Below are 24,176 nucleotides of genomic sequence, written 5' to 3'. Positions count from 1 at the left end.
GTCAAAAAGGTTAACGATGGAATCCTTCATTGGAGGTTACGTGAAAATCATACCGTGGGATTTTCTGCTTCAGAGCGGCAATGACGTCCTGTTCAACCGTCCGCGCCTGGCCAGCAGTAATGTTGTGCACGAGATCAAGAGTAATATATGCATTTGCGCCGTTTAAGGTGATACGAGCGCCCTCCACTCCAGGAACCGATTTAGCCATCATTTCCATGTTGTTCATATCGATTTGGGAATTTCGTACATTCGATTGGCCGATGATCATATTCGGGTTTTGATTGCGCCCCATCAAAGAGTCTCGATCCTGTGTATGTGGTGCCGGGCGATGTAGCGTTTCTCCGCTACTCTCTCCAGCTATCGCCTCTGGACGCTGGCCCTCTACTCTCTGTGTATTATAGCTTTTCTCCTGGGTCAAGCTGCGACCACACCCAGCAGTCAGGACAGACGAAAGAACAAGTATGCCCACAACTGCCAGCCCGCTTTTCCAAACCGACGTTTTACGCATGAAAAAGCCACCTCCTGTTTTGCTTTAGTCTGCGCATCCCATGACGGGCTCATGCACATACAAAACTGAGGTAGCTTCTATCCAGAACGTTATTCAAAATGCGTTAGCTATTGAGCGGCGGACGATAGTAGTGCTGGCGACAAACGCTGCTGTATGTATCATTTCCAGCGATTTCAATCGTCTCTCCAGTATATACCGGTTGTCCATTTTTGAATTTTAAAATATGAGTCGCCTTTTTATTGCAGTACACACAGACGGTCTTGATCTCTTCAACCTTATCCGCTTCACAGAGCAGCGCTGCACTTCCCGGGAAGAGCTCATTTTTAAAGTTTTTCAAGAGACCGTAAACAATGACAGGAATGCCTAAACGATCAACAATCAAAACAAGCTGCTCGACATGATGCTTGCCAATAAACTGCGCTTCATCCACTAGTACGCAATCTGGCTTGACTGCTTCGGCTGCTACGATTTCGTACAGGTCGGTCTCTTCACTAATCGGAATCGCTTCCCGGCTGATCCCTACGCGCGAAGCCACTTTACCTACACCGAAGCGATCATCCACTGCTGGCGTAAACACCATGACCTTTTTTCCCGACTGCTCATAATTGTGCGCAACCGTCAGTAACTGAATGGATTTCGAAGCGTTCATCGCCCCGTATCGAAAATATAATTGTGCCACGTTTCTATCTCCCTTTGCCCAGAAGTGGTTATTCCCCTTATTTCTGCATCAGAAAGGGCCAGCTTCCTTCTTTCTGCATGATTGACGCACGGTAGCGGATCGTCGAGGCCCATGACACACTTTGCCTGCTCCTGCACTTCCTCCGGCATCTCCCACGGTTTATGAATATATTGTAGAGGTAGATCACGAAGGACGGAAAGATATTTTTTGGCAAATACACCCTCCGGATCAAATAGCCAGACAAAAACAAAACCAGGTAGATCGCTCTACCTGGTTGCTCCAATCCTTTCCGATTAGGAAAGATTGTATTTGCGTTTGAAACGGTCTACACGTCCGCCAGCGTCAACGAATTTTTGTTTTCCTGTGAAGAAAGGATGGCAGTTGGAGCAGATCTCCACTTTCAACGCTTGTTTCACGGAACCAGATTCAAATTCGTTACCGCATGCACATGTAACAGTTACTACGTTGTACTTAGGATGAATACCTTGTTTCATCTCATCTACACCTCTTTCCGCCCTGAATCGTTTGCCGAAACAGAGTTATATCAACACATATCAGATAGTAGCACGCTGACAGTCGAAATGCAACAGCTTGAACGATCAAGCCATGTTTTTCCTGCGATGAAGCTCCTCTGGCGGGATATGCGTAAACGAACCAATTACCACATCTGGCAATTCTTCCTGATAAATTTCAATCGCCTGCTTCATTCCGAAAACCTCACCTTGAGCTTTTGGAATCATGGACAGGTAGCTTTCTGGATCGATGTTCAGATTGCGCATCTGGATCAGCTTGATTCCTGTGCGGCGAATGAAATTAATCATGGCCTCCATCTCTTCTTCACGGTCAAAAACACCTGGGAAGCAAAGGTAGTTAATAGAGGTGTATACACCTTTGGAAGCCGCATACTCAGCCGAGCGCGCAACATTTTCCAGCGTGTAGTTGCGAGGGCGGTAATAAGCGTTATAATGCTCGTCAATGGCACTGATGATACTCACGCGCATCAGGTCGAGACCTGCGTCTACAATCCCTTTGATGTGGTCAGTCAGACCCGCATTCGTATTAATGTTAATGAAGCCCATGTCGGTTGTCTCACGGACACGTCGCATCGCCGGAACAATGATAGAAGCCATCGTCGAAGGCTCGCCTTCACAGCCTTGGCCAAAGCTGATGATGCTCTCCGGTGTTTGCAAATGGTGGAGCATGACCTCAACCAGCTCGTCCTCTGTCGGCTTGAAGTTCATCCGGGTTTGCGGTGACGGGAAGCCACTGTCCTCCGGCTGCTCGGAAATACATCCGTAGCAACCCGCATTACAGGTATAGGAAACAGGCAAGCTGCCTTCCCAGCGGTTGAAAAAGTTATTGGAGGCTGTCAGACACTCGTATTCCAAAGCACAATGGGACAAGTGGTTTAAAATCCGGTTTTGCGGGAACAGCTCCAATGTCTTTTCCACTCGCTGACGCAGTTCTTCCATCGGAAAGTTCAGCGGGTCCCATTTATAAATATCATCACTTGCCCGACCAGCAACCCAAAAGCGATCGTCTTTCCAAACAACTGCGGAATAGCCAAACAAAGGAAGCTTGCTATCCTTGTTGCTTTTTACGTAGCCTGGCAGCAGCAGGCGTGTAATCCCCTGTGGCACGAGCGCTCCTACAGCCGTACAGCCATCCAGCTTGATCATTTCACCGGTCTCTGGGTTCATTCCGATTGGAACTGTATCTGGCAAACTGACCAGCGTAGATCCTTCCGGGAGCGGGATCAATTCTTCTTCCATTACTTCTGTCAATATATCTCCGTTACGCGCCACAGCGAATAAGCCGGGGTGGTCGTAAACATTGCCGTTTTCATCTGCGTATACTAAATACATAGGGAAATCGCCTCACTTCTTTGCTTTGCCCATTGTATCGCATTGAAAAAGCAATGTAAATTGTGAAGGGTTACCTGCCGAGGTATGGAAGCGGATTAATCGGCACATCATCCTGCCTCACTTCAAAGTGCAAATGATAGCCCGTGGAGTCTCCTGTCTGCCCCATATAGCCGAGCATGTCTCCCGCATCCACCATTTGCCCGGGTGCTACCGCTATACTGCGCATATGCGCGTAAAAAGTCTGGAGACCGTCTCCATGATCCAACACGACCATGCGCCCATAGCCAGAGCGGTTTGCACCCGCCTCCAAGACCGTGCCTGCCTTTGCAGCATAGATCGGTGTTTGTGATTCTGCTTGATTCCACAGGTCGACTCCTTTATGCGCTCTTCCCCAGCGAACACCAAATCCACTTGTAATCGTCGCCTCTTTGACCGGCCACTCCATCCCGCCTCTGATCCTGCCCACCACCTGCCTGCTGGCTGCTTGCGTCGTATTCCGTTTTTTGGCAAGCTCTTCCGTCTGCATCTGCTTCGTGCCCGCGATAGGGATGTAGAGTACCTGTCCAATATACAGGTTGTCCGACAGCCAATTAAGCAGCGGATTGCGCTCAATCAACAGCTCTCTGCTGACACCATATCGCTGCAAGACGTAGTTTAATGTTTCTCCTCTTTTCACCATATGAGTGACTTCGTCTTGACTGATAACGAGCTTCATCCCTACCGCAAGAAGATGAGGGTTATTTATCTTGTTGGATTCTACTAATTTTCTTAAAGTCAGCCCATACCTTTGGGCGATTCCTGAGAGAGTGTCCCCCTGGCGAACTGCGTACATCATCACGTTTCCTTTTGGCGACGTATTCGGCTTGACCAGGCTCGCATACGGATTAAAGGCTTGGAACAAAGCCTGCTCCACAACGGCCGTTTTCGCTTCCTCCTGGCTCGTTACCGGAGCAGTTACTTGCACGTACTCCACTGAAACACCCCTCCTTTTTTCAGCCACTCCTTCCTAACGGTATGCCCATAGGCAAAAAAAAATGACGGAGAGTCATGAAGAACTCGCCGTCGTATTTGCTGTTTTCCCTCGTCCTTGCTTGGATTCCAGGGTTTGTAAAAATTCGTCGTTTGTCTTGGTATCTGCCAGCTTTTTAATAAATGAATCCACAAACTCGTTTGTTTCGTTCATATTTTTACGGATCATCCACAGCTTATCCAGCTCTTCTTTGGTGAGCAGCAGCTCTTCGCGGCGTGTTCCAGAGCGACGAATGTCGATCGCTGGGAAAATGCGGCGTTCTGCCAGCTTGCGATCCAAATGAAGCTCCATGTTTCCCGTCCCTTTGAATTCTTCATAAATCACGTCGTCCATGCGCGAGCCTGTCTCTACCAAAGCAGTTGCCAGGATCGTCAGGCTGCCGCCCTCTTCAATGTTACGCGCAGAACCAAAGAACCTTTTCGGACGATGGAAAGCTGCTGGGTCAATCCCCCCAGATAGCGTCCGTCCACTTGGTGGAATCACGAGATTGTACGCACGTGCCAAACGAGTAATTGAATCGAGCAGAATCACTACGTCTTTTTTGTGCTCAACCAGACGCTTCGCTCGCTCCAAAACAAGCTCAGCTACTTTGATATGATTCTCCGGCAGCTCATCAAACGTTGAGGCCACTACCTCACCTTTGACTGAGCGCTGCATATCCGTAACCTCTTCTGGACGCTCATCAATGAGCAGCACAAACAAATGAATATCAGGGCGACTCTCCGTAATGCTGTTGGCAATCTCTTTGAGTAGCATCGTTTTCCCCGCTTTAGGCGGAGCAACGATTAATCCGCGTTGTCCAAGTCCAACAGGAGCCAGGAGATCCATCAGGCGGGTAGAAACTCGTTCAGGAGCTGTTTCCAACACAAGCTTGGTTTGAGGATACAGCGGTGTCAAAGCGGGGAAATGAAGACGCTCCGCAGCTGTTTCAGGGTCTTCTCCGTTTACTGCTTCTACTTGCAAAAGGCCGAAATATCGCTCGTTTTCCTTTGGAGGGCGGGCTTTACCCGACACCACATCCCCCATTCGCAGATCGAAGCGACGAATCTGCGATTGGGAGATGTAGATATCCTCCGAGCTTGGGAGATAGTTGATCGGGCGTAGAAATCCATAGCCTTCTGGTAGGATTTCCAAAACTCCCTCCATAAACATCAGACCGTCTTTTTCAGCTCTCGCGCGAAGAATTGCGAAAATCAGTTCTTTTTTCTTCAGCTGCGAGTAGTAAGGAATGTGATATTCCTTTGCCAGCTTGTAGAGATCGGTCAGCTTCTTTTCTTCTAGTTCAGAAAGTAACATACATCCACCACTCTTTATTTACTTTAACGCTTTTATGAGTCAAACCCTACGATCGTTAATCGATCTACAAAGTCGTTTTGCGTTCCAAACGGTGGTTCCCCTCAATGAAACGTACAGTACCCGTTTTTGCACGCATAACCACAGAGTTCGTTGTAGCACGCATTCCTTGGAAGCGAATACCTTTTAGCAATTCGCCATCTGTGACACCCGTAGCAGCAAAAATGGCGTCATCGCCTTTCACCAAGTCGTTCATGAACAGAACCTGGTGCGGATTCGTTAACCCCATTTTTACACATCGTGCAATCTCTTCTTCATTTTGCGGCAACAGTTTTCCCTGGATTTCGCCGCCTAGACATTTTAGCGCTACCGCAGCCAATACACCCTCAGGCGCTCCGCCAGAACCGAACATAATGTCTACACCGGTATTTGGAAAAGCGGTGTTGATTGCAGCTGCAACGTCCCCGTCGGAAATCAAACGGATGCGCGCACCCGCTTCGCGAATTTCATGGATAATTTTTTGGTGACGATCCCGATCCAATACGATCGCAACCAGATCACTAATGTCTTTTCCTTGGGCCTGTGCGACAGCTTTTAAATTATCCCGAATAGGGGCGTTAATATCTACTTTGCCCACCGCTTGCGGTCCTACTGCAATTTTCTCCATATACATATCAGGAGCATGCAACAAATTTCCCCGGTCAGCAATCGCAATAACAGAGATGGCTCCCCAGGTTCCTTTGGCGAGAATGTTGGTTCCTTCCAAAGGATCGACGGCTACATCCACGGCAGGAGCTACGCCTTGGCCCAAACGCTCTCCAATATAGAGCATCGGTGCCTCATCCATTTCTCCCTCACCGATAACAACAACTCCGTCCATTGGTACTTTTTCAAACTCTTTACGCATGGCGGTCGTTGCTGCATCATCAGCCTCATCTTTTTTCCCTAGACCCATCCAACTGGCAGATGCCAAAGCCGCTGCCTCGGTCACCCTAACCAATTCTAGTGTTAAACTGCGTTCCATTCTGGAAGACTCCTCTCCTGGTGGTTGGTTAACGCTGGTGGTTTTCTGAGTGCTGCAAGCCTATCCGTTGCACATCTGCTCCCAACGCTTGTAGCTTTCCTACTAAATTTTCATAGCCGCGATCAATATGATCCAGCCCTTCCAGCTCAGTCGTACCGCTCGTCGCTAATCCAGCGATGAACAAAGCTGCCCCTGCGCGCAAATCTGATGCAACGACCTTGGCGCCGTTCAGCTTGACTCCGCCCTCAATCACTGCGGAGCGCCCCTCGACCTTGAGTGTTGCACCCATGCGTCGCAGTTCATCAACATGGCGAAAACGCGAGCTGTAGATGTTGTCCGTCACAATGCTTGAACCCTTTGCCAAGGTCAATAGAGTTGTGATTGGCTGCTGCAGATCGGTTGGAAAACCAGGATACGGACTCGTCTTTACGTCGATAGAACGATATCCTTCCTGTCCGATGACTTGAATACAATCATCCAGCTCTACGACTTGTGCTCCGATTTCGCGCAGCTTGGCAGTAAGCGACTCCAGGTGCTTGGGAATGACGTTCTCCACCAGCACATTGCCGTTGGTCGCTGCTGCTGCAATCATATATGTGCCTGCCTCTATCCGGTCAGGAATGATCGTGTGACGGCAGCCACGCAATCGTTCCACACCCTGAATACGGATCATATCCGTACCGGCACCTTTGATGTTTGCTCCCATATTGTTCAACAAAGTAGCTACATCAACGATCTCCGGCTCACGCGCTGCGTTTTCAATAATAGTCACGCCCTCTGCTTTGGCAGCAGCCAGCATGATATTGATCGTAGCTCCGACACTTACGAGATCGAGATAAATGCGCGCGCCCCGCAAGCGACCATTTTTGGCGCGGATGGTCATCACACCATTCTTGTTTTCCACCTCAGCGCCCATCATCTCAAAGCCTTTGATATGCAAATCGACAGGACGAGGCCCTAAATCACAGCCGCCTGGCAAACCGACCTGCGCTTCGCCGAACTTGGCCAAAAGCGCACCCCATAAATAATAAGAGGCACGAAGCTTTTTAATCCGGCCATTGGGCATCAGCATCAGTCGCATCATGCGTCCGTCTACTTCCATCCAGTCTTCTTCGAATAGCACGTCGGCTCCCATTTCTTGCAGGAGCTCATGATAAATATCTACATCCTGAATACGGGGCAGATTTTCGATGACAACGGGTCCATCTGCCAGCAACGCGGCTGGAATCAGTGCGACAGCGCTGTTTTTTGCTCCGCTGATGGTTACCGTCCCCGCGAGCGGTTTCCCACCATTGATGATCAGCTTATCCATGCTTTGCTCTCCTCAGGCGTAATCGGGAAAGAAGCACCTTCCCCAATGGAAAAGGTGCTCGGACTTTCAATAGGTGTCCTATTATTTTTGCATGCTTGCCCAGTCAGCTAGGAATTTTTCCAGTCCGCTATCAGTTAGCGGGTGAGCAATCAGTTGCTTGAATACTTTTACTGGGATCGTCGCGTAATGCGAACCGCGGCGAGCTGCCTCTGTCACGTGGACAGGGTGGCGAACGGACGCTGCGATAATTTCGGTTTCAATCCCGTGTACAGAGAAAATCTCTGCGATATCCTCAATCAGTTGCATCCCGTCTTGTCCAATGTCGTCCAAACGACCCAAGAACGGAGACACGAAGCTTGCGCCTGCACGTGCAGCCAGCAACGCCTGATTTGCAGAGAATACCAGGGTTACATTGGTTTTGATTTTACGCTTGGAAAAGTATTTCGCTGCTTTCAGTCCTTCTGCAGTCATCGGCAGCTTGATTACAATGTTTTTGGACAGAGAAGCTAGCTTCTCTCCTTCTTCTATCATGCCCTTTGCATCAACGCTAATTACCTCAGCACTGATCGGGCCATCAACGATATCAATAATTTCTTTCAAAGTCTCCACAAAATCACGGCCTTCTTTTGCTACCAGAGAAGGGTTCGTAGTAACGCCCGCAAGAACGCCCCACTCGTGAATTTCGCGAATTTCTTCAACGTTTGCTGTATCAATCAAAAAACGCATGATAGGCCTCCTTGGTTACGCGCGGTTGCTACTGCCGAATAGACGCATTTTGCCTTTAACTACTTCCTTGATCGCATCGCGAGCAGGACCCAGATATTTGCGCGGGTCGATCTCATTCGGTTTGGCAGCTAGTGCTTTGCGTACCGCTTCGGTGCATGCGACTTGACTTTCTGTGTTTACATTGATTTTCCCTACGCCCAGGCTAATCGATTTCACGATTGCATCGTCCGGAACGCCGGAACCACCGTGCAGCACGATTGGCGCACCGATGTTGTTCGCCACTTTTTCGATGATGTCAAAGCGGATTTTTGGAACCCCTTTGTACATACCGTGTGCTGTTCCTACAGCGATTGCTACATAGTCTACTTTTGTTTCTTCCCAGAAGCGAATCGCTTCCTCAGGATTTGCTAGGGTAGCATCTTCCTCGTCAACAGACAGGTCGTCTTCTACCCCACCGATGGTACCGAGTTCACCTTCAACAGAAACGCCAACTGCATGCGCAGCCTCAACAACCTGCTTGGTCAGGCGAAGGTTATCTTCAAATGAATGGTGGGAACCGTCAAACATAACGGAAGAGAATCCTGCGCGGATGCATTTCATAACCATGTCAAAGTTGCTACCATGATCAAGATGCAACGCTACTGGAACTCCTGAGCGTTCTGCTGCCACTTTGGCAATGGCTACGGTATAATCCAACCCCATGTATTTAAGCGCGCCTTCAGAAACACCAAAGATTACAGGCGATTTTTCTTCCATCGCTGCTTCCGTAATCGCTTGAGTAAACTCCAGATTGTTCAGGTTAAATTGACCGACGGCGTATTTATGCAATCTGACGTCTTCGGTAAAAGCGGTCATAGGTACCAGTGGCATTATTGTAAATCCTCCTCTAGCAGACTTCAGTCATGTGGCTTATTATACCACAGTCACCCGCTTGTTAACAGGTACGCTTGTACCCATACAAGCGAGGCATAAAAGACTAGCAAGCCAGCTGCTGATGAACGGCCATCCGCAGTTCGTCTATATCGAATGGTTTGGTAAAATGCGTCAGAGCGCCTAGCTGTGTTGCTTCTTTAATCATGTCCAGCTCACCGTACGCTGTCATCATGATTACTTTGATATCCTGATTGATTTTCTTGATATGCTTCAAAATTTCGATTCCATCCATGCCAGGGATCTTCATGTCGAGAATGACCAGATCTGGCGATTCCTTTTCCACGATTTCCAGCGCCATTTTTCCATTTGCTGCCTGAAACGTCTTGTAGCCTTCCTTACCCAGTACCTCATACAGCAAAATACGGATACCGTACTGATCATCCACAACCAGTACTTTTTTATCATGTTTGTCCAACACTTCGATTCCCCCCTGACGAAAGCCTTTTCCTTAAATCATTAGGGTTCGCCTAAAATCAGGAAACTCCTGCCGGACCACGTTGAAATTTTCCCACTTCAATCACTTACTGTATAATAGGAATACCATTTTTCAGCTTGAGCGAGGAGTGTTACATACTCTTATGGATGTTTTATGGCTGATCTGTTTGTTAACATTCATTATTCACACAACAGAGACCCTGTCCTACGGAATCCGTTTTGCAGGAGTTTTGACGGGCAGATTGGCTGTTGCCTTGTCACTCGTCGGGATCGTCCTGCTGATATCGCGAACCTCCAACCTGATTCAAGGACCATTCACTGGCGGCTTGATGGACCAGGCGGCTATCTCTCATACAGATCCAAGTATGAAGCTCCACTTGATCATCGCTGCATCCTCTCTGGGCACACTGGCGGCTATTTTTTTGTTCCCGACCTTTGTTCAGCTCTCCAAGCGATTGATTTCGCATCTGGAGCTTGCTGGGTCGATTCCGCAAATGCTGCGCACAGCTGTGACGGTAGATAGTATCAAGAGCGTTCGCCATCATGTCCGTATCCCTAACCTGGAGTTTATCTCACGCTTTCGTATCCAAGGAATCCCGAAACGGCTTCTGCTTCTCAATGCACTGGGAACAGCCGTTTACACAAGCAGCGTGCTCGCAAGCCTCTACGCCATTCTTCTGGTACCGGACTACAAAGCAACGGTATTGATGTCGTCTGGGATGATCAACGGATTCGCTACCATTTTCATGACCATTCTGGTAGACCCCCAGGTAGCTCTTTTAACCGAAAAAGCCATGCAGGGACAAGCTACACATGAATCCATACGCAATATGTACCTTTGGCTGATGATCTCTCGCTTTTTTGGCACGATATTGGCGCAAATTCTGCTGGTTCCAGCAGCGTATTGGGTGGCTTGGCTCGCTCCCCTTTTTCACTAGGTAACAGAGAAAACGCACCAACGACGCTCGGTCGCTGGTGCATATTTTATCATTCCATTTATTTGTTCAGGTTCAGGGAAGCTTTTACAAAATCACGGAACAACGGTTGTGGGCGGTTTGGACGAGAAGTAAATTCCGGGTGGAACTGTGTAGCCAGGAACCAAGGGTGGTCTGGAACCTCCACGATTTCTACCAAACGTCCATCTGGTGTAGTACCCGCGATGCGAAGGCCTTGCTCCACCAATTGTTCACGGTACTCGTTGTTCACTTCATAACGATGACGATGACGCTCATATACTAATGTACTGCCGTAAGCTTGTGCAGTCAGGCTGCCTTCTTCCACTTTGGAAGGACCAACGCCAAGACGCATGGTTCCGCCCTTGTCCTCGATTTCCTTTTGCTCAGGCAGCAGATCGATAACCGGGAACGGTGTGCTTGGGTTGATTTCGGAGCTGTTTGCTCCGTCCATACCTGCAACGTGGCGAGCGTATTCGATAACAGCAATTTGCATACCCAGGCAAATACCGAAGAAAGGTACTTTATTTTCACGAGCATAACGCGTAGCGATGATTTTGCCCTCAATACCGCGATCACCGAAGCCACCTGGTACGAGAATTCCGTTTACATCACCGAGCAGTTCGCCTACGTTTTCTGGCGTTACTTCTTCTGCGCTTACCCATTTGATTTCTACGTTAGAATCATTGGCATATCCAGCATGGTACAGTGCTTCTGCAACAGACAAATAAGCGTCATGCAGCTCTACATACTTACCAACGATTGCGATAGTTGTTGTTTTGGACAGGTTTTTGATCTTGCTAACGAGTGCTTTCCATTCGGTCATATCTGCTTCGTGGCAGGTCAGGCCGAGATGGCGGCATACGTAATCATCCAAGCCTTGTGCTTGCAATTGAAGGGGAACATCATAAAGCGTCTCTGCATCCACACACTCAATAACAGCGTTTTTGTCGATGTCACAGAACAGAGCAAGCTTGTCTTTCATCTCTTGCGTCATAGGTTGTTCTGTACGTGTAACGATGACGGTTGGTTGGATACCCAGGCTGCGCAATTCCTTCACGCTGTGCTGAGTTGGTTTTGTTTTCATTTCACCTGCAGCCTTGATGTAAGGAACCAAGGTCACGTGAATGTACATAACGTTCTCACGGCCGATGTCGCTCTTGATTTGACGGATTGCTTCGAGTACTGGCAAGCTCTCGATATCGCCAACAGTTCCACCAATCTCTGTAATAACTACATCTGCTCCCGTTTCGCGGCCAGCGCGGAATACCCGGTCCTTGATCTCGTTGGTAATATGAGGAATAACTTGAACCGTTCCGCCCAAATAGTCACCACGACGCTCTTTTGCGATGACAGTGGAGTAAATTTTACCACTCGTTACGTTGGAGTTAGCACTCAGATTGATATCAATGAAACGCTCGTAGTGGCCCAAATCCAGATCTGTTTCCGCACCGTCATCCGTAACGAATACTTCCCCGTGCTGATACGGGCTCATCGTACCCGGGTCAACGTTGATGTATGGGTCAAATTTCTGGATGGTTACCTTCAGTCCCCGATTCTTCAGGAGTCGGCCCAGAGAAGCCGCTGTAATTCCTTTTCCTAACGAGGATACGACCCCGCCTGTCACAAAAATATACTTCGTCATCGTTAACGTCCCCTCTTTCCCTAACCCTTTTGTTTTAGTGAAAAAACCTTGATCGTGGCCTACTCAAGAAGAAGCGACCGCGTTTTTGCGGAAGGTTTTACCGCAGTGATGCCAGATGCAAATGGCTTCGCACACCACTTTTCTACACGAAAAAAAAAACGAATAAAGACGGCTCCCAAAAAAAGAAAAACAAAAGCGAGTCCTATCCCGTGCAGACATGGGGTAGGGGCACTTTTGTTTTATAGTTTCCCTTATTTAAACTTCTTCATGTGAAGCCCAAGGAGTATTTTATCTGTCCCTCAAGCGGAAGTCAAGGACTTATAATTTCTCTTCATCCTCTTCGACGTCGTTAGCCGAATCCTCCTCTTCTATCTCTTCGTCTTCAAAGATTTCTTCCTCTTCTTCTATCTCTTCTTCGTCGATCTCGCCATCAATCTCTTCTTCCTCGATCTCAGCGTCCTCATCAACGAAATCATCTTCTTCTTCAAAAATGACAACATCGTCTTCTTCGAATTCTTCAACGCCTTCATCTTCGGCATCGTAGTCATCGAAATCGTCGTCCAGAACCACTTTCTTCTTCTTGGTTCCGCCGCCTTCTTGTGTTTCATCAACGGTATCAGTCGGGTACCAACGCTTCAAGCCCCAGACATTGTCACCAAGACAAACGAAACGACCATCAATATTAATTTCTGTGTATACTTGAGCGATGATAGCCATGAGTTGTTCGTTTGTCATCTTACGGAGGGTAACAAGTTCATCCATCAGCTCGCGGAAGTTGTAGGTACGATTGGTTTCACGCAAGATTTCATACGCAATATCAACCAATGCCATCTCACTCAGTTTCTCGGAATCAATATGAGCAAACAATTGACTCACTCAGGGCACGTCCTTTCCATTAGAAAACTATTGGCTTCAATACAGTCCTCGCCACAATCAAGAGACGCAGGTTTTGTATAGGTAAACAGGAATAATAGCGGATTCTTCGATTGTACAACATACGAAGGCTATCATACAGTATTCCTTATTTTAGACGAAAATGCAAGGCTTTCAAACAGGGGCGGTCCATTTATTATCGACACCCATTCTCTTCCCGTTTTTTCCCATTCCCTGTATCATCTTTATGTATACAGGAAAGGGGACGAAAAGCAGATAAAAGACACTGCCTGGCTATGTTTAAGCGTTCCCCTCGGAAAATCAGAAGAGCACACAGAACAAGTAAAAAATCAACACGCAAACAACTAAACAAGCGCGTCAGCAAACAATCCCTCGGCAGCTCTACCGAGGGATTACTATTTACATATTTCTGCGGTATTGTCCGCCTACTTCGTACAAGGCTGCACTTATTTGTCCCAGAGACGCTACCTTCACCGTCTCCATCAGCTCCGCAAAGATGTTGCCGCCTGCCATCGCCACTTCCTGCAGTTTGCGCAAGGCTACCTGTGACTTGTCACGGTTGCTCTCCTGGAACGCTCGGAGATTGAGAATCTGCTGCTCCTTTTCGTCTTCTGTCGCACGAGCCAGCTCGATCTCATAATCGTCCTCAGATGCGTTTGGATTAATAAAGGTGTTCACCCCGATAATCGGCAACTCACCTGTATGCTTTTTCATCTCATAATACATAGACTCATCCTGGATTTTGCCGCGCTGGTATTGTGTCTCCATCGCACCCAGAACGCCACCACGAGAGCTGATGCGCTCAAACTCCTGCATGACCGCTTCTTCAACCAGATCAGTCAGCTCATCGATGATAAATGCACCTTGCAGTGGATTTTCATTTTTCGCGAGACCCATCTCTTTGTTGATGATCATCTGAATCGCCATTGCACGGCGCACAGAGTTCTCTGTCGGGGTCGTGATCGCTTCATCGTACGCGTTGGTATGAAGAGAGTTGCAGTTGTCATAAATCGCTACCAGGGCTTGCAGCGTCGTTCTGATATCGTTGAAATCCATCTCCTGCGCGTGCAGAGAACGCCCGGAGGTCTGGATGTGATATTTCAGCTTTTGACTGCGATCATTGCCGCCGTATCGATTTTTCATCACGGTAGCCCAAATACGGCGAGCTACCCGACCGATGACCGTGTACTCAGGATCAAGTCCATTGGAGAAGAAAAAGGACAGATTCGGCGCAAAGTCATCGATGTGCATACCACGGCTCAAATAATACTCCACGTACGTAAAGCCGTTGGACAGCGTAAACGCCAGCTGCGTAATCGGATTGGCTCCTGCTTCTGCGATGTGGTAGCCAGAGATGGAGACAGAGTAGTAATTGCGTACCTTCTGGTCGATGAAATACTGCTGGATATCCCCCATCATGCGCAAGGCAAACTCGGTGGAGAAAATGCACGTGTTTTGTCCCTGATCTTCCTTGAGGATGTCGGCTTGCACCGTTCCACGGACAGTCGAGAGCGTATACGCTTTAATTTTGGCGCTCTCTTCCTCGCTAGGCTGACGCCCCTCGCGTTGAACAAATGCCTCTACTTGCTGCTCGATCGCCGTATTCATGAACATCGCCAATATCATCGGCGCCGGTCCATTGATCGTCATGGATACAGAAGTGCTCGGCGCGCACAGGTCAAAGCCTGCATACAGCTTTTTCATGTCATCCAACGTACAAATGCTTACGCCGCTCGTACCGATTTTCCCGTAAATGTCAGGACGATAATCCGGGTCTTCCCCGTAAAGGGTGACCGAGTCAAAGGCTGTACTGAGTCGCTTCGCCTCGTCATTTTGCGACAGGAAATGGAAGCGTCGATTCGTCCGCTCTGGAGTGCCCTCACCAGCAAACTGCCGCTTCGGGTCCTCTCCTTCCCGTTTGAACGGAAAGACACCTGCTGTGTAAGGAAACTCCCCTGGGACATTTTCTTTTAATGACCATTTCAGCAGCTCGCCCCAGTCCTGATAGTCAGGAACAGCCACTTTGGATATACGGGTACCTGATAAGGACTCGCTGAACAGCTTGGTGACGATTTCCTTGTCGCGGATTTTGGTGACGAACTGATCTTGCTTGTATGCTTCCTTTAGCTTTGGCCAGTTTTCAAGAATACGCTTGCATTCGGGATGGAGCTTTTCTTCGAACAATGTAATCTGCTTCTCAAGTACGCTTACCACTTCAGCTGCAGCAGAATCTCCTGAGGCGAGCAGCGTGTCCTTTGCTCCATGCAACTGGAACAGCTTGCGTGCAATGGCAGACTGTTCTTCTGCGTATAGACGATAGTTGCGAACTGTATTGGCTATCTCTTGCAAATAGTTGATTCTTTCTGTCGGAATCAACGAAGTTTTATGAATTTTTACAGGGTTCGTATCTAGACCGTCAACAGCCCATTCCACACCGGTTTTCTCGACGATTCGATGCATCAATGCCGCGAACAATACATTGGTTCCAGGATCGTTGAACTGGCTGGCAATCGTACCGTATACAGGCACCTTTTCGTCTGGAAGCTCAAACAGCTGATGGTTGCGGCGATACTGCTTGCGTACCTCCCGCAGAGCATCCTCCGAGCCTTTGCGTTCAAACTTGTTAATCGCAATCAAATCGGCAAAGTCGAGCATGTCGATTTTTTCAAGCTGAGAAGGGGCACCGAATTCGCTGGTCATCACGTACATGGAGACATCGCACACTTCCGTTACTTGCGCATCTCCCTGACCGATCCCGCTCGTCTCTACAATAATCAGATCAAAATGAGCCGCACGTGCTACCCGGATTGCGTCCTTCACTGCTGCGGACAGCTCCATTCCCGATTTGCGTGTAGCTAAACTGCGCATATAGACGCGTGGTGTGGTATTGGCATTCATGCGGATACGATCGCCAAGCAATGCCCCACCGGATTTTTGCTTGGACGGATCGACAGACAAAATCGCGACCGTCTTATCTGCATAGGTGCGAACAAAACGGCGAACCAGTTCATCGGTAAGCGAGCTTTTTCCTGCACCGCCCGTACCTGTAATCCCGAGTACAGGGATAGTGGCTTCTGGTTCACTCAGACTGTTTTTGAGCGGCTCGGCCCATTCTGCCTGATCAACTGCATATTCCGCAACGGAAATAAGCCGGGCTATCGCCTGGTGATTTTGCTCTTGCAGCCCTGCAACCTCAGCGCCAAGCTGCTTGACGGTAGGGAAGTCAGACTTACGAATCATATCATTTATCATGCCTTGCAGACCTAGATGTCTGCCATCATCAGGTGAATAGATTTTACAGACTCCGTATTCCTCGAGTTCTCGAATCTCGCGTGGAACGATGACACCGCCTCCGCCACCAAATACGCGGATGTGTTCAGCTCCTCGCTCGCGCAACAGATCAATAATGTACTTAAAATACTCCACATGACCACCCTGATACGAGCTGATGGCAATTCCTTGCACATCCTCTTGTATGGCAGCCGTCACGATGTCGTCAACAGAGCGGTTATGACCCAAATGGATCACTTCCACTCCAGATGATTGCAAAATGCGACGCATAATATTGATCGAGGCGTCATGACCGTCATACAAGCTGGCTGCGGTCACAAAACGAACCTTGTTTTGCGGACGATACACTTCGGTTTCCATCGTTCCACTCTCCCCGAGAATCTTTTTAGAAAAGCAGTTAAGAAAACCTCTATCGAGGCTACCTTAAACGTTTTCTATTCATTCGGAGACACTGATTTCACGAAGCAACAGCGTGATCTGCTTCTCGGTGTACTCCTCTAATGAATAGTGCTTGTGCAGCGCCCAGCGGCGGAATACCCACATCTCACCCAGCACCATGATATTGTCAGCCATCAGCTTGACATGCTTTTCATCAATGCGCAGTGATCCATCAGCAATCCCCCGATGCAGGATCTCCACAAAAATATGCGAAATTTCTTCCTCACGCCCCAGCACATAGCGAAGCGTTTCTTTTGGAAGTGATTTGGATTCTTGATAAATGAGCAATACGCGGTCGCTCATCTGATCCATCACACAAATGAGGCTCTTCAGTGCGAGCTTTAAAATCTTCAGACCCGTTCCGTTAAAGTTAATCGCTTCACGCAAACGAGTTTCCATCTCCGCATGGATCGCATCGCATACGAGATAGAGAACATCTTCTTTTGACTCGATATATTCGTATAAAGTCCCGATACTAAAACCAGACGCCCGAGCAATCTCTCTCGTCGTCGTTTTATGGAAGCCTTTATGAATAAAGAGATGAACGGCAGCCTCAATAATCTGTTCCCGTCGTTTTTCAATCAGCTTAGGGTCCTTTACTAGGGACGGTATGGTTTTTCTTTTTTCGGACACAATAAATCCACCTTTCCAACCGACTGAGCGTTTGGTCAGACACCTTATGGAAAAGAAAGGCGCAAACACTCTACTCAGTATCGTTTCGGAACCATTATACGCGAGTAAGAGCCCAATGCCAAACCTTTCTTTTCCCGTTCCTATCCACAGAAAAACCGTTTACCGCCAATAAACTTTTTACTACCGCATTTTATATCATGGCGATTCTATTCTTTCAGCAAGTAATTGCTAATAACAACACGCTGAATTTCGTTGGTTCCTTCATAGATTTGGGTGATTTTTGCATCCCGCATGAAGCGTTCCACCGGATATTCACGCGTGTAGCCGTAGCCACCAAATACTTGCACAGCCTCGGTTGTGACTTCCATCGCCGTATCCCCTGCGAAAACTTTGGACATCGCAGAAGCTTTTCCGTACGGCAAGCCTTGATCCTCCAACCAAGCAGCTTGGTACGTAAGCAGACGCGACGCCTCGATTTTGGTCGCCATATCCGCCAGCTTAAACTGAATAGCCTGCAGTGCAGCGATTGGTTTGCCAAACTGTTTGCGTTCTTTGGCATAATCACGTGCATGCTCGAATGCTCCCTGAGCAATTCCCAATGCTTGTGCTGCGATTCCGTTTCGTCCTCCATCCAGGGTCATCATCGCGATCTTGAAGCCTTGGCCTTCTTCGCCCAGCATGTTTTCTACTGGCACGCGAACGTTGTCAAAATTGACTGCGAGTGTTGGCGAGGAGCGAATGCCCAATTTCTTTTCTTTTTTCCCCATCGTAAAGCCGTCCATGCCTTTTTCCACGATAAAGGCTGTGATTCCTTTGTGCTTCAGCTCAGGACTGGTAACGGCAAAAACGATGTAGATTTCCGCTTCGCCTGCGTTGGTAATGAAGATTTTGCTACCGTTTAATACGTAGTGATCTCCATCTAGTACCGCAGTCGTGCGCATTCCAGCCGAATCAGAACCAGAACCTGGCTCCGTCAAACAGTATGCACCCATTTTCTTTCCTTCTGCCAGCGGACGCAGAAACTTTTGCTTCTGCTCCTCCGTACCAAACTTGTAGATTGGCCAGCTAGCCAATGAAACCTGTGCGGACAAAGTCACGCCAATCGAGGCATCCACACGGGAGAGTTCTTCCACTGCAATGACGTAGCTCAAATAGTCAGCGCCTGCCCCGCCGTACTCTTCCGGCCATGGAATACCGGTCAGTCCAAGCTCTGCCATCTGTTCGAAAATGGAACGGTCAAAACGCTCTTCCTCATCACGTTCCGCTGCTGTCGGAGCCACTTGGGTCTCGGCAAAGTCGCGGATCATTTTTCGCATCATGTCATGTTCTTCAGTCAGTTGGAAATTCATATCTATCACTCCCCCATGTGCTGTTCGCAAGTCCGTCTCTGGAAATGCCCCTGCCGGACTTTGCACTATTAGTCAGCAAGCAAATGCTTGGCGATCACAATACGCTGAATTTCGTTGGTGCCTTCATATATTTGGGTAACCTTGGCATCGCGGAACAACCGTTCCACCGGGTATTCCCTCGTGTAGCCATAGCCTCCAAAGATTTGCACAGCCTCCGTCGCCAGCTCCATCGCGGTATCCGTCGCAAAGCGCTTGGCCATGGACGCTTCCATCCCGCAGGAAATGCCTTGACTTCTGAGCCATGCTGCACGATAGACCAACAGGCGGGCTACCTCCGCCTTTGTTGCCATATCCGCAAGCTTGAAGCCGATTGCTTGCTGTTTGCCGATTGCTTGACCGAATTGCTTGCGCTCTTTTGCATACTCCGTGGCGTATTGCACTGCTGCCTCGGCAATTCCCAACGCTTGTGCGGCAATCCCGATTCGGCCTGAGTCCAGATTAGCCATGGCGATGCAAAAGCCTTCTCCTTCATCGCCCAGCAGATTAGCGGCAGGTACACGTGCATTGTCGAAAACCAGCTCTGTTGTATAGGAGCCGTGCAGGCCCATTTTCTTTTCTTTTTTCCCAACGGAAAATCCTGGTGTATCCTTTTCCACGATAAAGGCAGAAATTCCTTTTGTTCCTTTGGTGGAATCTGTTACAGCAAACGCGATATACGTATCTGCCTCGCCGCCGTTTGTGATAAACACCTTGTTTCCGTTGAGGATGTACTCATCACCTTGTCTGACGGCAGTCGTCCGTATACTGCTCGCATCCGAGCCAGCGTGAGGCTCCGTGAGCGCGAAAGCCCCGAGATATTCTCCGCCTGCCAGCTTTGGCATGTATTTTTTCTTCTGCTCGTCAGTCCCGAAATAAAGAATCGGATTCGTACCTACCGAGGTGTGCACAGACAAAATCACGCCTACGGTTGCACTTACCTTGGATATCTCGTGAATCGCTAAAATGTAGGAGATAAAGTCCGCCCCTGCTCCGCCCCATTCCTCGGCGATCGGAATTCCCATCAGCCCCATTTCGCCCATCTTCTTAATAATGTGGCGAGGGAATTGATCCGTTTCCTCCATTACCGGGACGAAGGGCGCTATCTCCTTTTGGGCAAAATCGCGCACCATGCGTCGCATCATTTCTTGTTCTTCGTTCAATCGGAAATCCATGTCTGTCCTACCTTTCATACGAATTTCTCTGTTAGTTGTACGCGTAGAAACCACGACCGGATTTTTTACCGAGCCAGCCTGCTTTCACATATTTTCGCAATAGTGGGCATGGGCGGTATTTGGAGTCCGCAAATCCTTCATGCAGGACCTCCATGATGTAAAGGCATGTGTCCAGACCGATAAAATCAGCGAGCTTGAGCGGGCCCATCGGATGATTCATCCCCAGCTTCATCACTTCGTCAATCGCCTCTGGGGTCGCAACGCCTTCATATACGCAGTAGATCGCTTCATTGATCATCGGCATCAGCACGCGGTTAGAGACAAATCCTGGGAAGTCGTTCACGCTGACAGGGACTTTGCCCATCTGCTTGGATAGATCCTCAGTAAGCTGGTAAACCTCGTCCGCTGTTTGCAATCCTCGAATAATTTCGACCAGCTTCATCACCGGAACTGGGTTCATGAAGTGCATTCCGATTACCTTTTCAGGACGTGTGGTTACAGCCGCAATTTCGGTAATAGGCAACGAGGAGGTGTTGCTCGCAAGGACAGTATGCGGTGGGCATACTTCATCGAGCTTGGTGAAAATTTGCGTTTTGACAGCCATGTTTTCGGTAACGGCCTCTACTACAAAATCTACACGCCGGCCATCAGCCAAATCAGTCGACAAAACGAGACGAGAGAGAATCGCTTGTTTTTCCTCTTCACTGAGCTTGCCTTTTTCCACGTTGCGTGAAAGATTGCCTGTGATCGTAGCCAGACCGCGCTCGACGAATTCTTGTCGGATATCATTCAGATATACCCGAAAGCCTGCCTGCGCTGCTACTTGAGCGATACCGCTGCCCATTTGTCCCGCTCCGATGACCATAATCGTTTGTACGTTCATGAAAAAGGCCTCCCTACTCCACTTTAATCAGGATAGCGTCACCCTGTGCCGCTCCACTGCATATCGCTGCGATGCCCAAACCGCCACCGCGTCTTTTCAGCTCATACGCGAGGTGCATGATAATCCGCGCTCCACTCGCTCCGATCGGGTGACCGAGCGCGATCGCTCCCCCGTTTACATTTACTTTTTCATCATCCCATCCAACGATTTTTCCGCTTGTCAGCGTCACTGCTGCAAACGCCTCATTGACCTCAAACAAGTCAATTTTATCGAGGGAGATTCCCGTCTTTTCCAAAAGCTTGTTGATGGCGAGGCCTGGAGTTGTCGCAATATAAGGAGCTTCTGCCCCTACCTGTGCATGTCCGAGGATTGTTGCAAGAGGCTTGATCCCGAGCTCCTCTGCTTTGGCATCGGACATCAACACCATCGCTGCTGCACCATCATTAATCCCGGGTGCATTGCCCGCCGTAATCGTTCCGTCCTTTTTATAAACTGGCGGCAGCTTGGCCAGTCCCTCCATTGTTGTATCCGGACGCGGTCCCTCATCTTTAGTGACCTGCACTGGCTCGCCTTTTCGCTGGGGAATCGATACTGCTACAATCTCTTCGTCAAAGCGCCCACTGGCAACCGCCTGTGCCGTTCGCTGCTGGCTGCGGAGTGCCCACTCATCCTGAGCCTCACGAGTGATTTCATACTCTTCTGCCACATTGCTGCCGTGAACCGCCATCGGCACCTGATCAAACGGACATGTAAGCCCGTCGTGCATCATCAGATCACGAACTGTCGCGTCTCCCATCCGCATCCCGTAACGAGCATCTGGAAGGGCATAAGGCGCGTTGCTCATGCTTTCCATGCCACCTGCGACGATAATCTCGCCATCTCCTGCACGGATGATCTGATCTCCCATCGTAACGGCTCGCATACCGGAGGCACATACCTTGTTGATTGTCTCGCTCGCTACATCCCAAGGCAGTCCCGCTTTTCTGGCGGCCTGACGCGATGGAACCTGACCCGCTCCTGCCTGTACGACCATGCCCATGATGACCTCGTCCACCTGATCCCCCGAAACACCGGAGCGCTCCAGTGCTTCCTTGATCACTACTGCTCCCAAATCTACAGCAGACAAAGCTTTCAATGACCCTCCAAACTTACCGAACGGGGTACGTGCTGCCCCCACAATCACTGTCTTCATCGAATGACCCTCCATTCTGCTGCAGAATAGCTCATCAACGAAAATTGAATTGATCGAGCGTTCGCTCATTTTTGTATATTTACATTTTGCCGTCTTGTTCTCAATTAGTCAATGAATTACGAAAAAAAGAACAGCCTGACTTTTCCTGCTTGTCAGGCTGCTTGTATTATTGGATCGGCATCCAGCTTACTTTCCAGACGCGCTTCTTGTTATGGATCATGCGGTATCCTAATTTTTTACGGTTATCTTTGAACTTCATCCAGACGATACCTTCCGTTTTATCGGTCCACTGGTACTCCAGCGTATCCGTCTGCTCCCGGAGCATTTTCACATGTCTCATGGTGTTTTCTGCACCGATCGGATCTTTTTTCACGTCGCTTAAAAATTGTTCCAGAGTCGGCTTCTCGTATTCTTCATCCTGGATGTGCAAGGCGTATTGCATCTCGAGGTCTCCGTCTTGCTGTGCTCTTATATACATTTTCAAGATTTGTTCTATAGTCATATCGCGTAAAATCTCGTCTTTTTTCTTATCCATGTAGCTGAAATATAGCTCCTCTTCTTCTGGCGACAGATCGAGTATCGATGGTGTGGGTTGAGATTCCAATATTCTGCTTTCCGAAACAGTTCCGTTGCTGTTCATTTTGTATAAATAAAGATCTTTCCCCTGGGGATAAATCAACGAATACCAAAGGAGCTTTTTGTCCTCCCAGCCAATATTTACTGAAATGCCTGTGTCCCTATTTAGCAATCCTTCCTCGTCAATCATAATCATAGATTTCGGTGATGACACATACCCCATTTTGCTGAAAAGAGAGTACTCCCAATATTCATCTGCTCCATCATCCCCGCTCCCACCGTTTTCACTTGCTACATGGTCTGGTGTCGAAAGCAGCTCTGTTACTCGGTCCTGCGGCAGATCAATGTGCAGCACGCTTTTCAATTCCTGTACTTTTTGCATAATCGCTTGGTCAGATGGAATAGCAACAGGTGGGACGGAGGTTGCCTGGCCACCACCACCGACTGCTTCGTTTTGTTTGAAAAAAGGAGCAGCCCCGACAAAGAGCATGGCAATGGCAACAGCCGCACATACCGTGTAGGCGAGATAGGGACGTTTCTTGTTGCGACTGGCATTCATTTTCTGGCGAATTCGCTGTTCTAGCTTCGTCGTATCTTGTATGTCACGCAGCAGCGTTTGGTCCGCTGTTTCTTTAAATTCCTCCAGCATTTTCTCCAGCTTCACCATGCTCCCTCCTTCTCCAGCCGTTCCTTCAGTTTTTGACGTGCGCGATGCAGCTTGGTGTATACCGCACCTGTCGTAATGCCCAGAATGTCTGCTACTTCTTCAGCGGTCAACTCTTCGTAGTAGTGAAGGATAATGAGCTGCCGATAGCTGCTCGGCAATTCCATCACTATTCGCGCGAAACGAATTCGATGATCCGACTGAATCACAGCCGCCTCGGTGCCCTCTACGATTCCTGCATCCACATCCGGTTTATAAAATAAATGGCGAAAAGACCAAGAACGCTGATGCTTCCTCGCTTCATTCACAGCAATCCGGTAGATCCAGGTCTGCATCGAGCTCTCTTCGCGAAAGCTGCCCAAGTTTTTGTATGCTTTCAGGAACACTTCCTGCGTAATATCTTCTGCGCTGCTCCGGTCTTTGACGATCAGATAGACGAGCCGCAAAACCTTTTTCAGATAGACCTGCATCACTTCTTCAAATAGCGCTTCCTTCGTTTTGTCCAACTGATTTTGTGCCAGTTCCAGCCTTCTCACTCCCCTCCAATCTTTTTGATCCAGCAGCGCAGCATTTCTTACACTTTTTAGGTAAAGAAAAGAAAAATCCCTACCTTTGCGAAAACGGTAGGGATCGGGCATACAT

22 protein-coding genes and 1 pseudogene are annotated in these 24,176 nt (G+C 48.8%); 1 reads left to right on the top strand and 22 read right to left on the bottom strand.

Annotated elements, in window-relative coordinates; all coding sequences use genetic code 11:
- Positions 1–10: 10 nt before the first annotated feature.
- The 12 genes and pseudogenes from SB752_RS12715 to SB752_RS12660 all read right to left on the bottom strand — a co-directional run bounded on the left by SB752_RS12715 (position 11) and on the right by SB752_RS12660 (position 9,788).
- Complete coding sequence (locus SB752_RS12715; protein WP_410716002.1) at positions 11–508, bottom strand: sporulation protein; 498 nt, start codon at positions 506–508, stop codon at positions 11–13.
- Between the two features lie 103 nt (positions 509–611).
- The gene (locus SB752_RS12710) at positions 612–1,187 is read right to left on the bottom strand and encodes a thymidine kinase (RefSeq protein ID WP_410716001.1); all 576 of its coding nucleotides are present in this window, start codon (positions 1,185–1,187) and stop codon (positions 612–614) included.
- Positions 1,154–1,408, bottom strand: a pseudogene (locus SB752_RS12705) (FAD-binding domain-containing protein); the annotation flags it as partial. The gene SB752_RS12710 and the pseudogene SB752_RS12705, both read right to left, overlap by 34 nt.
- Positions 1,409–1,480: 72 nt before the next feature.
- Positions 1,481–1,681 (bottom strand): 50S ribosomal protein L31, encoded by a 201-nt coding sequence (gene rpmE / locus SB752_RS12700; RefSeq protein ID WP_005827805.1) that lies wholly within the window; start codon positions 1,679–1,681, stop codon positions 1,481–1,483.
- Positions 1,682–1,786: 105 nt separating this feature from the next.
- The gene (locus SB752_RS12695) at positions 1,787–3,052 is read right to left on the bottom strand and encodes a radical SAM family protein (protein WP_410716000.1); all 1,266 of its coding nucleotides are present in this window, start codon (positions 3,050–3,052) and stop codon (positions 1,787–1,789) included.
- 70 nt (positions 3,053–3,122) lie between these two features.
- Positions 3,123–4,025: a peptidoglycan DD-metalloendopeptidase family protein gene (locus tag SB752_RS12690; RefSeq protein ID WP_410715999.1), complete on the bottom strand. Its 903-nt coding sequence runs from the start codon at positions 4,023–4,025 to the stop codon at positions 3,123–3,125.
- 72 nt (positions 4,026–4,097) lie between these two features.
- Positions 4,098–5,378, bottom strand: a complete 1,281-nt coding sequence (gene rho, locus SB752_RS12685) for a transcription termination factor Rho (RefSeq protein ID WP_410715998.1) — start codon at positions 5,376–5,378, stop codon at positions 4,098–4,100.
- 64 nt (positions 5,379–5,442) lie between these two features.
- Positions 5,443–6,399, bottom strand: coding sequence for a class II fructose-bisphosphatase (gene glpX / locus SB752_RS12680; protein WP_410715997.1), 957 nt, complete (start codon positions 6,397–6,399; stop codon positions 5,443–5,445).
- Between the two features lie 28 nt (positions 6,400–6,427).
- Positions 6,428–7,711, bottom strand: a complete 1,284-nt coding sequence (locus tag SB752_RS12675; protein WP_410715996.1) for a UDP-N-acetylglucosamine 1-carboxyvinyltransferase — start codon at positions 7,709–7,711, stop codon at positions 6,428–6,430.
- 81 nt (positions 7,712–7,792) lie between these two features.
- Positions 7,793–8,437 (bottom strand): fructose-6-phosphate aldolase, encoded by a 645-nt coding sequence (gene fsa, locus SB752_RS12670; protein ID WP_410715995.1) that lies wholly within the window; start codon positions 8,435–8,437, stop codon positions 7,793–7,795.
- Between the two features lie 15 nt (positions 8,438–8,452).
- A complete protein-coding gene (gene fba, locus SB752_RS12665; protein ID WP_410715994.1) occupies positions 8,453–9,307 on the bottom strand; it encodes a class II fructose-1,6-bisphosphate aldolase in 855 nt (284 codons plus the stop codon).
- Between the two features lie 106 nt (positions 9,308–9,413).
- Positions 9,414–9,788: a response regulator gene (locus SB752_RS12660; RefSeq protein WP_049740841.1), complete on the bottom strand. Its 375-nt coding sequence runs from the start codon at positions 9,786–9,788 to the stop codon at positions 9,414–9,416.
- 160 nt (positions 9,789–9,948) lie between these two features.
- On the opposite strand from SB752_RS12660, the gene SB752_RS12655 reads away from it, so the two are divergent.
- Positions 9,949–10,743, top strand: coding sequence for a lipid II flippase Amj family protein (locus tag SB752_RS12655; RefSeq protein WP_410715993.1), 795 nt, complete (start codon positions 9,949–9,951; stop codon positions 10,741–10,743).
- A gap of 58 nt (positions 10,744–10,801) precedes the next feature.
- Here SB752_RS12655 and pyrG read toward each other — a convergent pair whose 3' ends face one another.
- The 10 genes from pyrG to SB752_RS12605 all read right to left on the bottom strand — a co-directional run bounded on the left by pyrG (position 10,802) and on the right by SB752_RS12605 (position 24,070).
- A complete protein-coding gene (gene pyrG / locus SB752_RS12650; RefSeq protein ID WP_410715992.1) occupies positions 10,802–12,403 on the bottom strand; it encodes a CTP synthase in 1,602 nt (533 codons plus the stop codon).
- 318 nt (positions 12,404–12,721) lie between these two features.
- Complete coding sequence (rpoE, locus tag SB752_RS12645) at positions 12,722–13,279, bottom strand: DNA-directed RNA polymerase subunit delta (protein ID WP_410715991.1); 558 nt, start codon at positions 13,277–13,279, stop codon at positions 12,722–12,724.
- A 417-nt stretch (positions 13,280–13,696) separates the two neighbouring features.
- Complete coding sequence (gene icmF / locus SB752_RS12640) at positions 13,697–16,948, bottom strand: fused isobutyryl-CoA mutase/GTPase IcmF (RefSeq protein ID WP_410715990.1); 3,252 nt, start codon at positions 16,946–16,948, stop codon at positions 13,697–13,699.
- A 78-nt stretch (positions 16,949–17,026) separates the two neighbouring features.
- Positions 17,027–17,659 (bottom strand): TetR/AcrR family transcriptional regulator, encoded by a 633-nt coding sequence (locus tag SB752_RS12635; RefSeq protein ID WP_410715989.1) that lies wholly within the window; start codon positions 17,657–17,659, stop codon positions 17,027–17,029.
- Positions 17,660–17,865: 206 nt separating this feature from the next.
- Entirely contained in the window at positions 17,866–19,008 is a 1,143-nt protein-coding gene (locus SB752_RS12630; RefSeq protein WP_410715988.1) for an acyl-CoA dehydrogenase, read from the bottom strand.
- Between the two features lie 68 nt (positions 19,009–19,076).
- Entirely contained in the window at positions 19,077–20,219 is a 1,143-nt protein-coding gene (locus SB752_RS12625; protein ID WP_289140554.1) for an acyl-CoA dehydrogenase, read from the bottom strand.
- 31 nt (positions 20,220–20,250) lie between these two features.
- Positions 20,251–21,102 (bottom strand): 3-hydroxybutyryl-CoA dehydrogenase, encoded by an 852-nt coding sequence (locus SB752_RS12620; protein WP_410715987.1) that lies wholly within the window; start codon positions 21,100–21,102, stop codon positions 20,251–20,253.
- Positions 21,103–21,115: 13 nt separating this feature from the next.
- A complete protein-coding gene (locus SB752_RS12615; protein WP_410715986.1) occupies positions 21,116–22,294 on the bottom strand; it encodes an acetyl-CoA C-acetyltransferase in 1,179 nt (392 codons plus the stop codon).
- Between the two features lie 166 nt (positions 22,295–22,460).
- Positions 22,461–23,537, bottom strand: a complete 1,077-nt coding sequence (locus SB752_RS12610; RefSeq protein WP_410715985.1) for a hypothetical protein — start codon at positions 23,535–23,537, stop codon at positions 22,461–22,463.
- Positions 23,531–24,070, bottom strand: a complete 540-nt coding sequence (locus SB752_RS12605) for a sigma-70 family RNA polymerase sigma factor (protein ID WP_410715984.1) — start codon at positions 24,068–24,070, stop codon at positions 23,531–23,533. The genes SB752_RS12610 and SB752_RS12605 overlap by 7 nt, the downstream gene beginning before the upstream one ends.
- Between the last annotated feature and the right edge of the window lie 106 nt (positions 24,071–24,176).

It is taken from the genome of Brevibacillus sp. SIMBA_040, from assembly GCF_046535075.1.
Taxonomy (GTDB): domain Bacteria; phylum Bacillota; class Bacilli; order Brevibacillales; family Brevibacillaceae; genus Brevibacillus.
This window is presented reverse-complemented; position numbering and strand designations above follow the sequence as displayed.

What these genes read in the sequence shown, in the direction of transcription:
- SB752_RS12715 (WP_410716002.1), bottom strand. Translation starts at nt 508, where the DNA reads ATGCGTAAAACGTCGGTTTGGAAAAGCGGGCTGGCAGTTGTGGGCATA.
- rpmE (WP_005827805.1), bottom strand. Translation starts at nt 1,681, where the DNA reads ATGAAACAAGGTATTCATCCTAAGTACAACGTAGTAACTGTTACATGT.
- SB752_RS12695 (WP_410716000.1), bottom strand. Translation starts at nt 3,052, where the DNA reads ATGTATTTAGTATACGCAGATGAAAACGGCAATGTTTACGACCACCCC.
- rho (WP_410715998.1), bottom strand. Translation starts at nt 5,378, where the DNA reads ATGTTACTTTCTGAACTAGAAGAAAAGAAGCTGACCGATCTCTACAAG.
- glpX (WP_410715997.1), bottom strand. Translation starts at nt 6,399, where the DNA reads ATGGAACGCAGTTTAACACTAGAATTGGTTAGGGTGACCGAGGCAGCG.
- SB752_RS12675 (WP_410715996.1), bottom strand. Translation starts at nt 7,711, where the DNA reads ATGGATAAGCTGATCATCAATGGTGGGAAACCGCTCGCGGGGACGGTA.
- fsa (WP_410715995.1), bottom strand. Translation starts at nt 8,437, where the DNA reads ATGCGTTTTTTGATTGATACAGCAAACGTTGAAGAAATTCGCGAAATT.
- fba (WP_410715994.1), bottom strand. Translation starts at nt 9,307, where the DNA reads ATGCCACTGGTACCTATGACCGCTTTTACCGAAGACGTCAGATTGCAT.
- SB752_RS12655 (WP_410715993.1), top strand. Translation starts at nt 9,949, where the DNA reads ATGGATGTTTTATGGCTGATCTGTTTGTTAACATTCATTATTCACACA.
- pyrG (WP_410715992.1), bottom strand. Translation starts at nt 12,403, where the DNA reads ATGACGAAGTATATTTTTGTGACAGGCGGGGTCGTATCCTCGTTAGGA.
- icmF (WP_410715990.1), bottom strand. Translation starts at nt 16,948, where the DNA reads ATGGAAACCGAAGTGTATCGTCCGCAAAACAAGGTTCGTTTTGTGACC.
- SB752_RS12630 (WP_410715988.1), bottom strand. Translation starts at nt 19,008, where the DNA reads ATGAATTTCCAACTGACTGAAGAACATGACATGATGCGAAAAATGATC.
- SB752_RS12625 (WP_289140554.1), bottom strand. Translation starts at nt 20,219, where the DNA reads ATGGATTTCCGATTGAACGAAGAACAAGAAATGATGCGACGCATGGTG.
- SB752_RS12620 (WP_410715987.1), bottom strand. Translation starts at nt 21,102, where the DNA reads ATGAACGTACAAACGATTATGGTCATCGGAGCGGGACAAATGGGCAGC.
- SB752_RS12615 (WP_410715986.1), bottom strand. Translation starts at nt 22,294, where the DNA reads ATGAAGACAGTGATTGTGGGGGCAGCACGTACCCCGTTCGGTAAGTTT.
- SB752_RS12610 (WP_410715985.1), bottom strand. Translation starts at nt 23,537, where the DNA reads ATGGTGAAGCTGGAGAAAATGCTGGAGGAATTTAAAGAAACAGCGGAC.